The 12,452-nt window shown below is 51.5% G+C and carries 11 protein-coding genes and 1 tRNA gene; 3 read left to right on the top strand and 9 right to left on the bottom strand.

Going from position 1 to position 12,452, the window contains the following annotated elements; genetic code table 11:
* The first annotated feature begins 216 nt into the window (after window positions 1-216).
* Entirely contained in the window at window positions 217-1,161 is a 945-nt protein-coding gene (locus tag ACJJI6_RS14735) for a GlxA family transcriptional regulator (RefSeq protein WP_475710997.1), read from the top strand.
* Window positions 1,162-1,219: 58 nt separating this feature from the next.
* Here ACJJI6_RS14735 and ACJJI6_RS14730 read toward each other — a convergent pair whose 3' ends face one another.
* The 9 genes from ACJJI6_RS14730 to rpsU all read right to left on the bottom strand — a co-directional run bounded on the left by ACJJI6_RS14730 (window position 1,220) and on the right by rpsU (window position 10,808).
* Entirely contained in the window at window positions 1,220-2,233 is a 1,014-nt protein-coding gene (locus tag ACJJI6_RS14730) for a zinc-dependent alcohol dehydrogenase family protein (RefSeq protein WP_475710995.1), read from the bottom strand.
* Between the two features lie 623 nt (window positions 2,234-2,856).
* Window positions 2,857-4,068: a helix-turn-helix domain-containing protein gene (locus ACJJI6_RS14725; protein WP_475707704.1), complete on the bottom strand. Its 1,212-nt coding sequence runs from the start codon at window positions 4,066-4,068 to the stop codon at window positions 2,857-2,859.
* A gap of 8 nt (window positions 4,069-4,076) precedes the next feature.
* Window positions 4,077-4,742, bottom strand: a complete 666-nt coding sequence (locus tag ACJJI6_RS14720) for a hypothetical protein (protein ID WP_444912028.1) — start codon at window positions 4,740-4,742, stop codon at window positions 4,077-4,079.
* A gap of 289 nt (window positions 4,743-5,031) precedes the next feature.
* A tRNA-Ile gene (locus tag ACJJI6_RS14715) sits at window positions 5,032-5,108 on the bottom strand.
* A gap of 285 nt (window positions 5,109-5,393) precedes the next feature.
* Window positions 5,394-5,813 (bottom strand): diacylglycerol kinase, encoded by a 420-nt coding sequence (locus ACJJI6_RS14710; protein WP_444912029.1) that lies wholly within the window; start codon window positions 5,811-5,813, stop codon window positions 5,394-5,396.
* A 90-nt stretch (window positions 5,814-5,903) separates the two neighbouring features.
* A complete protein-coding gene (rpoD, locus tag ACJJI6_RS14705) occupies window positions 5,904-7,772 on the bottom strand; it encodes an RNA polymerase sigma factor RpoD (RefSeq protein WP_475710993.1) in 1,869 nt (622 codons plus the stop codon).
* A 196-nt stretch (window positions 7,773-7,968) separates the two neighbouring features.
* Window positions 7,969-9,933: a DNA primase gene (gene dnaG, locus ACJJI6_RS14700; RefSeq protein ID WP_475710991.1), complete on the bottom strand. Its 1,965-nt coding sequence runs from the start codon at window positions 9,931-9,933 to the stop codon at window positions 7,969-7,971.
* Between the two features lie 15 nt (window positions 9,934-9,948).
* Window positions 9,949-10,395 (bottom strand): GatB/YqeY domain-containing protein, encoded by a 447-nt coding sequence (locus ACJJI6_RS14695; RefSeq protein ID WP_108731584.1) that lies wholly within the window; start codon window positions 10,393-10,395, stop codon window positions 9,949-9,951.
* Window positions 10,396-10,592: 197 nt separating this feature from the next.
* Window positions 10,593-10,808 carry a 30S ribosomal protein S21 gene (gene rpsU, locus ACJJI6_RS14690; RefSeq protein WP_020411530.1) on the bottom strand — a complete coding sequence of 72 codons (216 nt, stop codon included), beginning with the start codon at window positions 10,806-10,808 and terminating at the stop codon, window positions 10,593-10,595.
* A gap of 173 nt (window positions 10,809-10,981) precedes the next feature.
* Here rpsU and tsaD point away from each other — a divergent pair, with 173 nt between their 5' ends.
* Complete coding sequence (tsaD, locus tag ACJJI6_RS14685; protein ID WP_445355152.1) at window positions 10,982-12,016, top strand: tRNA (adenosine(37)-N6)-threonylcarbamoyltransferase complex transferase subunit TsaD; 1,035 nt, start codon at window positions 10,982-10,984, stop codon at window positions 12,014-12,016.
* 44 nt (window positions 12,017-12,060) lie between these two features.
* Complete coding sequence (gene folB / locus ACJJI6_RS14680) at window positions 12,061-12,450, top strand: dihydroneopterin aldolase (RefSeq protein ID WP_413664226.1); 390 nt, start codon at window positions 12,061-12,063, stop codon at window positions 12,448-12,450.
* Window positions 12,451-12,452 lie beyond the last annotated feature (2 nt).

Raw genomic sequence — 12,452 nt, 5'->3', positions numbered from 1 at the left:
AAACATTGAGTAGCTGAATGGTAGAGTTTTAATTGCTGTGGGATTTGGACTGACTAGCTAATTTTCTGTCAGCCTTATGAGATTGGGTGGTTCAGTTTCATGGAGGTAGTTCTATGTTGAACTAGTTCAGGTGAAGTACCAATGTCGTTTTGTGTCGTAAATGTGTCATAGCAGACGCGCCCACTGGAGTACAATTCCCTGTGTGGAGGAGATGCTATGACCAAGAAGATAGGTTTTTTTGTTGCTGATGGATTCCAGGCTTTAGACCTCTTTGGGCCCTTGGATGCCTTTATGGAGGCTAATAGTTTCGTTAGTGAGGCCTATAAAAGTTGTTTGATAGGTTTAACCAATGCATCAGTTAAAACCGCGTACGGCCAAGCCCTATCTGTGGATTTTGATATTTACCAGGATAGGGAAATTGATTACCTGGTCATTACTGGCGGTACTGGGATGCGGCAGCTGCGCTTAAGCCCTAAGCAGGTAAATGCGCTACGTGCAATCGCAGACAAAGCAGAGCGTGTCTTGAGTATCTGTACAGGTGCATTCTTACTAACAGATATATTTCCGGAACAAAAGCACTGTATTACCACTCACTGGCGGCATTGCCGGCAGCTTGCCGAGCAAGCAGTCAATTATCAGGTTGAGCAGGACCCCTTGTTTATTGAAAGCGGAAAACTGTGGTCTTCAGCGGGAATTCTATCTGGAGTCGACTTGGCCTTGGAAGTGATTCGCCAGGATTATGGCAATACTATTGCGGCCAGCGTGGCTAAAGATCTGGTCGTTTATCTTCAGCGTAGGGGAGGGCAGTCACAGTACTCTGATCTGCTTAAAGTGCAATCCAGCGACAGTATGAGGCTCAATCCTCTATTGGAGTGGCTGTCGGAGAACTACCAGAAATCAATCAGCGTTTCCGATATGGCGGAGCGTATTTCCGTCAGCGATCGCCAGTTAACTCGCTTGTTCAAACAACATCTTAATAGCACCCCCGGACATTATCTAAACCAGCTCCGTTTAAACCGGGCGCGGGATTTAATCACCTGTGAATCAGCAAGCCTTGTTCAGGTGGCTCGGCAGGTAGGGTTTGCAAGCTATGATAGCTTTCGCCGGGCTTTTTATGGCCAATTTGGAGTTTCCCCCTCATACTTCAGTAGGAATAGTTAAGCCGCGCTCTCACAAGTGTCTTAGCTTTAAGAGTGCGGCGAGATTGAGAGCTATTCCATTACCACTCGACGCAGATCTTGCCAAAGTGCGACCCGCTGGCCTGGTACTCAAATGCCGCAGCCAGTTCCTCCATAGGGTAAGACTTATCAATCACTGGCTGTATCTGGCTGGCTTCCAATGCGGTGACATATTCCCGTTGATCCCTACGGCTTCCAACGATCAAGCCCTGTAACCGGGCCTGCTTGGCCATCAACAGTGCTGTGGGCACTTCTCCCGAGCGGCCCGTCAAAACACCAATCAATGAAATATGGCCGCCAACTCTGACTGAATGGATCGATTGCTCTAGTGTACCGGGGCCACCGAGCTCAATAATATGGTCCGCACCTTTGCCTTCCGTCAGCTCCATAACCTTCTTTGACCACTGTGTATGGGTGCGATAGTTGACGCCATGATCGGCCCCTAATTTTTTAGCGCGTTCCAGTTTCTTGTCGGAAGAAGAAGTTACAATAACTTTGGCCCCCAGTATTTTGGCAATCTGAATTACCGTAATAGATACTCCGCCAGTGCCTAGAGTCAATATTGTGTCGCCAGGTTTTACCTTGCCGTCTACTACCAATGCTCGCCAAGCAGTAAGGCCTGCGGTAGTAATGGTTGCCGCCTGAACGTGGCTCCAGCCTTTTGGGGCAAGGGTAAAGGCGCTCTGATCGCGCACAACAAACTCAGCGGCCATCCCATCGATACCGTCACCAGGCGTATTGGCAAAATTACCCACGGAAGCCATAGGCGTACCTGCTGGCCACTGTGGGAAAAAGCATGACACAACAGAATCGCCGACCTGAAAATCGGTAACTCCCTCACCAACTGCATCCACGATACCACCGCCATCAGACATCAGAATGCGGCCGTCTTCTGAGGGAATACTGCCATTGGCGACCAAAAGATCGTGGAAGTTGAGAGAGGAGGCTTTAATTGCAACACGGATTTGGCCTGGGCCGGGTGCTCCCGGGTCAGCGATGTCGCTAACCGAAATATTTTCTAGCCCGCCTGGTGTTTTTAGCGTCAATGCCTTCATAGTTTTCCTTCCTTTTATTGGTTTCTTAGTTCACTAGAGAATAAATCAACTTTGGCACTTTTGATAAACTGAGGAATTTCTAGATTAATTGAGGGATAGCCCTTCTACGTCTAAAGGAAAGGTCGTTTCAGGTAGGTGAATCTGACATTATTTAGAGTAAGGGCATCTAACTGAGTTGGATAAAATTGTAATCATCAATAATTATTTCGATCTTTTAAGCTAATATCCTTCTCAGAGTATTAATATATTACTGATTTCTATTGAAGCATAATTTAAGGGTTCAGACTTCGTGACACCTCTGGCACTAGTTTTCTTTGTTGTTTGACTGATATTGATGAAAGCTTTTAGGTGTGTGATCTTGGCGGTCTTGATTGAGGCTCTAAAAAGTGCTTGTGATATTTCAGGGGATGAGGACCGTAATCTACGGTTTTTTATTTGTATTGGCGCGTATTTTTTTTCGACATTTTCAACAAGCGAGCATATTTTGTATTTATATCTGAAAAATTCTGGGGTTCCTGAAAAAATTCCATTTTCTGATACTAAAGGAGAAGTGAGAATTCTTCAGTGCCACTCGGTCGAGTGAGGGCCTTACCTACACTCAACCATTTTTATAATATGCAGGCTTATCTTATCTTGTTTGCTGGGAATTTTAGAATACTCCCAGTGTTATTTGTTTTTTGATTGCCGGTACGTTCTTTTAGCGTCTCTTTTAACTCTACTAAATTATTTTCAATTGGTTGAGAGGAAAAAAAGTTAGAAGGCAATCCACACAATGACTCTATTAAATACTCTGAAAGGCCAAGCTTGTGAGAAAGTTCAGACTGATTCAGAATACCTTTTGTTACAAGCATTCTGGCTGCTCTATTGAGTAACCTAGGTTTTTCAAACGCAAATTGGTCGTCATAGGGCTCACCTTTCGTCCACCCTCTTGCTGATCGCCCCTTAAATAATCTCAGTTTTTGGTCTTCATCTATTATTTTTAGTTGGTAGCATCTCATAATCATTGCAGCTACTGATACTTTCCAGCGAGGTTTTAGAGATAGTAAAGTTTCTAATGTTGGCCAACTTACCTCTAAAGAAAAAGATTCTGCTGGTAACAAAAAACAACCTGCAAAAAGGTCAGCTTGTCGCTCAATTTCTTTATAGTGTTGTTTTAACATAGATTCATCTATATTCCTATGAAGCACTAAATGACCTAGTTCATGGGCTGCATCAAACCTACTTCTAATTCCGTTTGCCTTATCTGCTGTCACAAAAACATAAGGCCTATCGTCTATTTGGCTCCAGTGAGAAACCCCATCCATTTTTAAGTGGCCTATTTCGTCACGCGCAAATATTACCCCAGCATTCTCTAAGGTAAGAACAACGTCAGAGATAGGCCCCATACCTAGCTTCCAAGTTTTTCTACACTCAGCAGCTAGCATTTCAATTTCAGAATCTGTAATTTTTAGGAATGCTTCTTCCGATATGGTGGGGACATTTACTTTAGGCCAGTTTACCCATTGACCTAATATGTTGGCCATTTCTGCCACCCAATTTAATCGAACTTTTGCCATCTCCCTTGCAGTTTTCGTTGATGATGAGAGTGATCTAAAAAAATAGGGAGCGCCACCGTGCTTGGGTGAGTCTGTTAAAAACCAACTCATTGAAAACTTTACAGCTTCTCCTAGTGCACGAAGCTTATCTTCTTCCGGTAACTGACTACCCTTTTCCCAATTTGAGATGGTTGCAGGGGAAACACCAACAAGGGTCGCTAGTGCGACCCTTGTTATACCTAATGATTCTCTAGCCTGGAGTAATCTCTCAGGCTGGAATCCGCTGACTCCGGTTCTCATAACGCTACCTAATTTCTCTTTGACGTATTTTCTTCTCTTTGCAAGTCGTCTTTCAGTGTTGGCCAAGCCTCGTCCTTTAGGCTTGGATCATGTTCTGTCTCTGTTTCATACTCCATAAGTAGTTTTTGAATTGGAATTTCTAAATGGTAGCCAGTCCAGTCCGTATAAGGCACTGTAATAAATATCTCGCCCGGCTCAGACTGGTTTTGAACCTCTGGAGCGGGGTGTAAAACTACTGCAACCACGTGTAAAGCATCGTCAAATTTAGGAGGAGCTTCTTTAAACAGGTCAAGTGTTACAGGTTCTAAAATTGCATTTTTTTTAGTGAGAAGTGCTCTGTGTTTGGCGCGCCTCGCCCGAGAATTTCCATGGAGTTCGATGTGGCTAAGAGTAATATTTCCTGAGCAGATCACGATATAGTGCTCACCACGAGGAACGGTCTGCTGTACTGATGGTTTTCCTTTCGCCAGCGCGCCAGCTAAAGCATCATCAATATAATAGCGTCTCAGTTGGGCGCGGGGGCGAGTTTGACTGGTATTCTTGATGTCTTCTTGGACCCTGGCGTTCGCTTTGGCATACGCGGTACGTATAGCGTCATCTATAGAAAGAATTAGTTCTCTATCTAAGTGCTTGGCTATATAGCGGATTAAGCGAGACTTCAAGAGTTCAGTCATTTGTCACAGTCCATTGTGTTTAGTTAAGCGGAATTGTTGCCTGAATATTTTAGTTTTGCAAGTGCTAGGGTAGCTTATGCTCTATTTCTTTCTGGGTGGCTGTGGTAACTATTAGTCGAATTTTTATGAAAATAAAGAAGGCTAGGTATCTAAGTCCCTATATGGAACGGGGCGTAAATCTTTACAGGGTTAATAGGGGTAATTTTTTCAAATTAATTGAAGAGTGGTTATCGGTTAAGGAGAGCCTGTTTAAACACTGTAAAGTATTTAGAGTTTTAGAAGAGGAAAGTGGTGGGCCCTCCGGGACTCGAACCCAGGACCTGCCGATTATGAGTCGGATGCTCTAACCAACTGAGCTAAGGGCCCACACATTGCTTGCGAGGATCGTTGCAAGCGGTTGGGAAAAGTACAAGATTTTCCCTTGCAAATCAATGCCTTTGTTAGCACTCAAGGCTGATATGGGCAAATTCTAGAAATCTTCTTTCCCTGTTGCTCAAGCTTTCGCCAACAACTGAATCTTTATCGAGTAGACGTCCACCTTGCGAAAGCTGCCAAACACCTTAATTGGCTCGATAGTATTAATTAGAGGTTGTAATTGGTACAGCTGTCTTGTTTATGCGAAATTGAGGTCAAAATCTCATACTAAAGTATTTAAATCGGCAGTTTAGGGATGAGGATACAGCACCAAACCAGGAATGCAGCGAAGAGGGCGACGGCGACGGCGGCGGAGCCTGTGTCTTTGGCAATCTTGGCCAGCGGGTGTTTCTCGGGGCCGATGCGGTCCACGGTCGCCTCAATAGCGCTGTTGATAAGTTCGATTGGGAGGACAAACATCACGGCTGCAATCAATATGGCGCGCTCAGTAGGTGTCTCCCCGGCCCAGAGTGCGAGAGGCACCATTAGGCAGGCGGCAATTACTTCCTGGCGAAAAGCTTCCTCATTGCGCCATGCAGCGACGAGCCCCTGACTGGAGTAGCTAGTGGCAGCCAGGAGGCGAGCAAACCCCTTCTTGCCGGGCTTGTTGGCAATCTCTTCAGATTTTTCCTGCTTATTCGCCATTTCTTTTTGCATGCTTATCTCCTGCTTTCACTAAGCCTGCGCGGGGAGGTCATCTTTATGTCACAAAAAAAAGCCCGGTTGAACCGGGCTTTAGTCTAGCGCTTACTCGTCGAGGAAGCTGCGTAAATGCTCCGACCTGGAGGGGTGTCGCAGTTTGCGCAATGCTTTCGCTTCGATCTGACGGATACGCTCGCGGGTTACGTCAAACTGTTTGCCCACCTCTTCCAGAGTGTGGTCGGTATTCATATCAATACCGAAACGCATACGCAGTACCTTGGCTTCTCGGGCGGTGAGGCCGGAGAGTACGGAGCGGGTGGCGTCGTGCAGGCCAGTTTGAGTGGCGGTATCCACCGGCGAGGATTGATTTTGATCCTCGATAAAGTCACCCAGGTGGGAGTCTTCGTCGTCGCCGATAGGCGTCTCCATGGAGATCGGCTCTTTGGCGATCTTGAGGACTTTGCGCACCTTGTCTTCCGGCATTTCCATGCGCTCGCCCAGTTCTTCCGGAGTGGGCTCGCGACCCATTTCCTGCAGCATCTGGCGGCTGATACGGTTGAGCTTATTAATAGTCTCAATCATATGTACCGGGATACGGATGGTGCGGGCCTGGTCCGCAATAGAGCGGGTAATGGCCTGGCGAATCCACCAGGTGGCATAAGTGGAGAACTTGTAACCGCGGCGGTATTCGAACTTATCCACAGCCTTCATCAAGCCGATGTTGCCCTCCTGGATCAGGTCCAGGAATTGCAGGCCGCGGTTGGTGTACTTCTTGGCGATAGAGATAACCAGACGCAGGTTGGCTTCGACCATCTCTTTCTTGGCGCGGCGTGAGCGGGCCTCACCAATGGACATGCGGCGGTTGATCTCTTTGATCTGGCCTACGTCCAGCTTAGCGCGCTCCTGGAACTGAGCCAGTTTGCGCTGGGCGCGAACAACTTCGTCTACGACGTGGCGCAGGGCATCGGAGTAATCGCGCTTTTTCTTGATGATTGCGGGAATCCAATCATCATTGGTCTCGTTGCCGGGGAATTCCTTGATAAAGGTCTTGCGCGGCATGCGGGCGCGTTTGATACACATGGCCATAACCACGCGCTCTTGCTCGCGCACGCTATCGAGAACGTAGCGAACTTCGCCGTACAGCGGGTCGAACTGGCGGGGAGCCAGTTTAAAGAAGCGGAATACATCGCCAACGGCTTCGAGGGCCTGGCCAGCTTCTTTGGAATCGCGACCGTGGGCGGCGATGGCTTCGTCGGCAACTTTCTGTGCGGCGATCAGCGCGTTCATGCGCTCGGCGAGTTCTTCGGGGTCGATACCGCCGGTAGCTTCCTCTTCCTCGTCGCTGCTGTCGTCATCGCTGTCGTCGTCTTCGGCGTCGTCATCGGAATCTGATGACTCCGGCGCGCTGGCAACGGCGGCGGCTTGGCCGGCCTGGGCTCCGGGCGGAACCTCGTCGGCGGGGTCGAGCCAACCGGAGATAATATCGGGGATGCGGCGCTCTTCTTTTTCGATCAGAGCGTACTCATCGATGATCTGCTGCACTGCACCCGGCCAGTAGGCCAGGGCGGCCATCAGTTCGCGCAGGCCCTCTTCGATACGCTTGGCAATGGCGATCTCGCCTTCGCGCGTGAGCAGCTCTACGGTGCCCATTTCGCGCATATACATGCGTACTGGATCGGTGGTTCGGCCTACGTCGGACTCTACGGCTGCCAGGGCAGCGGCAGCTTCGGCTGCGGCGATTTCATCAGCGGAGCTGTCGCCTTCAGCCATCAACAACTCTTCGGCATCCGGTGCGGTTTCAAACACCTTGATGCCCATGTCGTTGATCATGCCAATAATGTCTTCCACCTGATCGGGATCGGAAATATCTTCCGGTAGGTGGTCATTTACCTCGGCATAGGTCAGATAGCCCTGCTCTTTACCGCGGGCGATCAGTTCCTTAATGCGGGACTGTTGCTGGGTTTTGTCGGTCATGCACAACCCTGAATTCTGGGAATGAAAATACGGGACAAAGACGCGGGATTATAGCGTATTTGCACTAGCAATAACCACTCTAGCTGTCAAGTAACGGCGTAGGTGCGATGTTTAGGGTGCTGGGGTTCCCGATCCCGCCCGGCGGGGGTGAGTGAATATAGTGCTGAGCCCGCAGTTTTCAAGGGGTTGGCGCTTATTAATTCTGCTTTTTTCGCCAATTGGCTAATAGAGCCAGTTGTTCTTCGGGGCTCAACTGGGCGCTGTTCTTAAGTTGATCGAGTAAATTGCGGTTGCGCTGCTTGTCTGCAGCTTGTTTCAGGCGCAGCAGACAGTCGTTAAATTCGGTGTGCGGATCGTATTCCAGGTTGCTGTCATCCTGGGCGAGTTGCCGCGCGACCGAAACCAGTGGAGAAATAGCGAGCTTGGCCAGGGTATCGCAAGATTCTGCGCTGTGGTGTGCGCGCCAGTGGCCGATCAATTGATAGAAATTTAATTGGGGGCGGCTTTTGTACAGTTCCACCAGTTGGATAAACAATGCCAGGTCTGCATTGCCGTCGATGGGGAATTGCTGTGGATTTTCGATTTGTGTTGCCAGCTCCGGGTGGTGCAACAGCAGGGCGATCAGCATGCGCTCTGGCGGCAGGAGATATTGGCTTTGGCGGCGCGGACTGTCGTAATTCGGTGCTGCACTTTCACTGAAGTTGTTGTCGCGCTGCCAGGGTTCCGGCGGTGTGCGGTGCTCCAGCTCCTCGTGAGGGGAGGGTGCTTGGCTTGGCTCTCCCGGTGCAGCTGTAGGTTGCGGGTGGGGCTGTTGCGGCGTGCGAGCTTTTTCTGTGCGGATAACCTCTTGCAGGGTTTCCTTGTCGAGCCCGGTGCGCGAGGCCAGTTGTTGGAACATCAGCTGGCGGTAGACGCCATCGGGCAGCAGGTCCAGCAGGGGGGCGGCGAGTTTGGACAGGCGCGCGCGGCCGTCCATGGTCTGCAGGTTGATATCTTCGCTCAGTAGGTCGAAGAGAAAATCTTCCAGCGGTAGGGATTGCTCCTTAATTAGCTGCTGGAAACGTTCACCGCCCAGTTGGCGTACCAGGGTGTCCGGGTCCTCGCCTTCCGGCAGCAGCAGGAAGCGCAGGCTGCGTCCGTCCTGCATCTGCGGCAGGGCCGACTCCAGAGCGCGGCGGGCGGCAGCGCGGCCGGCACGGTCGCCGTCAAAGCAAAACAGCAGTTCCGAGGTGTGGCGGAAGGCGAGTTGAATATGGTCTTCGCCACAAGCGGTGCCCAGGGTGGCGACGGCGCAGCGGATATCGAACTGGGCCAGTGCCACCACATCCATATAGCCTTCAACCACAATTAGGCGCTCTAAATTGCGGTTGGCCTGGCGCGCTTCCCACAGGCCGTAGAGTTCGCGGCTCTTGTGGAAAATCGGGGTTTCCGGGGAGTTCAGGTACTTGGGTTTGTCGTCGCCCAGTACCCGCCCGCCAAAGGCGATGGCGCGCCCGCGCTGGTCGCGGATCGGGAAAATAATACGGTTGCGGAAGCGGTCGTAGTGGTGGCGCGCGTTGGGCTTGGTATTGCCATCACTGTCCTGGCGGCGAATGGCCAGGCCTGCCAGTTCCAATTGATCCGCTTTCTCGGGGGTATCGGCTAACGCATTGAGCAGGTTGTCCCAGCCCGGGGGCGCTAGGCCGATACCAAAGTCCCGGGCAATCTCACCGGAGAGGCCGCGATTGCGCAAGTAGGCCACCGCATTGCCTGCGGCGGGGTGGTTGCGCAGTTGTTCACGGTAGTAGTCGGCGGCTTTCTCTGTGAGCTGGTAGAGAGATTGACTCTCCCGCTGGCGCTTTTCTTGCCCCGGTGCCAGTTGTTCCCTGGGAACTTCCAGTCCACGGGTGGCCGCGAGTTTTTCCACCGCTTCTGGGAAGGGCAGGCGGTCGTACTCCATGAGGAAGCCGATGGCATTGCCATTGGCACCGCAGCCGAAGCAGTAATAAAACTGCTTGTCCGCACTCACGGTAAACGATGGGGTTTTCTCGTCGTGGAAGGGGCAGCAGGCAGAGTAGTTTTTGCCGGTTTTACGCAGCTTGACCCGGCTGTCCACCAGCTCGACGATATCTGCCCTTGCGAGCAGATCGTCAATAAAGTGCTGGGGTATCTTGCCGGCCATGGGGATTCGCTCAGCTTAGGCCAGTTGGGCCTTCACCAGTTTGCTCACCGCGCCCATATCTGCACGGCCCTGCACCTGGGGTTTAACCTGGGCGATGACTTTGCCCATATCCGCCATGCTGTTGGCACCGGTGTCTTTGACGGCGGAGGCAACGATATCGGTAATCTCGGCTTCGCTCAGCTGCTTCGGCAGGAATTCCTGGATAACTTCAATTTCAGCCTGCTCTACTGCTGCCAGTTCAGCCCGGCCAGCTTTCTCGTACTGGGTAATGGAGTCGCGGCGCTGCTTGGTCATTTTGTCCAGCAGGGCGAGGATGCGGGCGTCATCCAGGTCGATGCGCTCGTCGACTTCAACGCGTTTGATCTCGGCGTTGATCAGGCGCAGGGTGGCCAGGCGCTCTTTGTCTCGCGCTTTCATTGCGTCTTTAGTGGCTTGAGTCAGGGTTTCCTTGAGAGTGCTCATAGTGAGTGTTCCGAGATTGTTGGCAATGAATTTTGGATCAGGGGCTTAGGATAGCTTGTCTGCTGGGCGGGGGAAATGCGTTAGCCCAAACGAAAAACGGCGCGCGAGTATGGCTCGCACGCCGTTCTTTATAGCTCCGCTACGGGCTAAGCCCGTCCGGCCGCCTCGCTGCGACAGGCTTATGCAGCCTGCGGCTCTTAGTAGAGACGCTGGAACTTGCGGTTTTCGCGCTGAAGCTTTTTAGCGTGACGCTTTACAGCGGCAGCAGCTTTGCGCTTACGAACAGCGGTGGGCTTCTCGTAGAACTCGCGACGACGTACTTCAGACAGTACGCCTGCTTTTTCACAGGAGCGCTTGAAACGGCGCAGGGCGATATCGAAAGGTTCGTTGTCTTTGATTCGTACAGAGGGCATTAGGATACCTGTTAAAATTCGTTTCTCTCGGCCATTCCGGCAATGCTCTCGCAGTTGCATCCGGTGGCCGGTTCACAGCGAGGGCGCAAATTCTAAACACTCCTATACGGGATCGCAACCCCATTTTCCAGTATGATAACCACCCCTCGAAGTAGTCACGAGAATGAGATCAAGTGCGCGTCCTTGGTATAGAAACTTCCTGCGATGAAACTGGCGTCGCTATTTACGATTCTGAGTCCGGTTTGCTCAGCCATGCCCTGTTCAGTCAAGTGGACCTGCATGCCGATTATGGCGGCGTAGTCCCCGAGCTGGCGAGCCGTGATCATGTGCGCAAGCTCTTGCCGCTGGTTCGACAGGTAATGAAGAAGGCCGATACCAGCCCTTCAGACCTCAATGGTATCGCCTATACCGCAGGCCCCGGTCTGGTGGGAGCGCTGATGGTCGGGGCCTGCGCGGCCCGTGCACTGGCCTATGGCTGGGATATTCCGGCGGTGGCGGTGCACCATATGGAAGGCCACCTGCTGGCCCCAATGCTGGAGGATAATCCGCCCGCCTTCCCTTTTGTGGCCCTGCTGGTTTCCGGCGGACACACCCAGCTGGTGGAGGTGCGGGGGCTCGGCGATTACGAACTGATGGGTGAATCCCTGGATGACGCTGCCGGCGAGGCCTTTGATAAGGCCGCTAAAATGCTCGACCTGGATTATCCCGGTGGCCCGCGTTTGGCTGCCCTGGCGGAGAAAGGAGATCCCAAACGCTTTACCTTCCCGCGGCCTATGACGGATCGACCGGGGTTGGATTTCAGTTTTTCAGGTCTTAAAACCTTCACCCTGACGACGGTGCGTAAACACGCCCTCGAGGATGGTTTGCCGGACGAGCAGACTTGCGCAGATATTGCTGCGGCTTTCCAGGAGGCGGTAGTGGATACCCTGGTGATTAAATGTCGTCGCGCTATTAAGGCTTCCGGCTATAAAACCCTGGTGATTGCCGGTGGAGTTTCCGCAAATAAATTATTGCGTGAGCGTTTGGAAACGAGCCTGCGAAAGGATCACGCCAGCGTCTACTATCCCCGCCATGAATTCTGCACTGATAACGGCGCCATGATCGCCTACGCCGGTAGTTTACGTTTAAAAGCAGGGGAGCAGACGAGCCTTGCGGTAGATGTGCGTCCGCGCTGGCCTATGACAGAATTGCCCAAGACCGAACTTTAAAAATCCCAGGAATAGCCTGGCAGTAAAAAGAAAAGAGCCGATAAATGGATATTGTTTATATACGGGATTTAAAGGTGAATACCATTATTGGTATTTACGATTGGGAGCGGGAAGTGCGACAGACGGTCAGTCTCGATTTGGAGATGGCCTTCGATATTAGTGAGGCGGCGCGCACAGACAATATCGAGTACACACTTAACTATAAAGCGGTGGCCAAGCGCTTGATCGCTTTTATTGAAAGCAGTGAGTTTCTGTTGGTGGAGACCATGGCAGAGCAGGCTGCGGCAATTGTCAGGGAAGAGTTTTCTGTAAGCTGGCTGCGAATGCGGTTGTCCAAGCCGGGTGCGGTCAGAGGGTCCAGGGATGTGGGTGTCATTATTGAGCGCGGCGAGAGGCCGGCAAAAGGTGCAGCAGCGATGTCTGCGGGAGTGTAAAC

This window comes from Microbulbifer maximicatervae (SeqCode), assembly GCF_056232625.1.
Note: the sequence above shows the minus strand (reverse complement) of the source record. Positions and strands in the feature narration are given on the sequence as shown.

Coding starts and splice junctions, on each gene's coding strand:
- ACJJI6_RS14735 (WP_475710997.1), top strand. CDS start 217: ATGACCAAGAAGATAGGTTTTTTTGTTGCTGATGGATTCCAGGCTTTA.
- ACJJI6_RS14730 (WP_475710995.1), bottom strand. CDS start 2,233: ATGAAGGCATTGACGCTAAAAACACCAGGCGGGCTAGAAAATATTTCG.
- ACJJI6_RS14725 (WP_475707704.1), bottom strand. CDS start 4,068: ATGAGAACCGGAGTCAGCGGATTCCAGCCTGAGAGATTACTCCAGGCT.
- ACJJI6_RS14720 (WP_444912028.1), bottom strand. CDS start 4,742: ATGACTGAACTCTTGAAGTCTCGCTTAATCCGCTATATAGCCAAGCAC.
- ACJJI6_RS14710 (WP_444912029.1), bottom strand. CDS start 5,813: ATGCAAAAAGAAATGGCGAATAAGCAGGAAAAATCTGAAGAGATTGCC.
- rpoD (WP_475710993.1), bottom strand. CDS start 7,772: ATGACCGACAAAACCCAGCAACAGTCCCGCATTAAGGAACTGATCGCC.
- dnaG (WP_475710991.1), bottom strand. CDS start 9,933: ATGGCCGGCAAGATACCCCAGCACTTTATTGACGATCTGCTCGCAAGG.
- ACJJI6_RS14695 (WP_108731584.1), bottom strand. CDS start 10,395: ATGAGCACTCTCAAGGAAACCCTGACTCAAGCCACTAAAGACGCAATG.
- rpsU (WP_020411530.1), bottom strand. CDS start 10,808: ATGCCCTCTGTACGAATCAAAGACAACGAACCTTTCGATATCGCCCTG.
- folB (WP_413664226.1), top strand. CDS start 12,061: ATGGATATTGTTTATATACGGGATTTAAAGGTGAATACCATTATTGGT.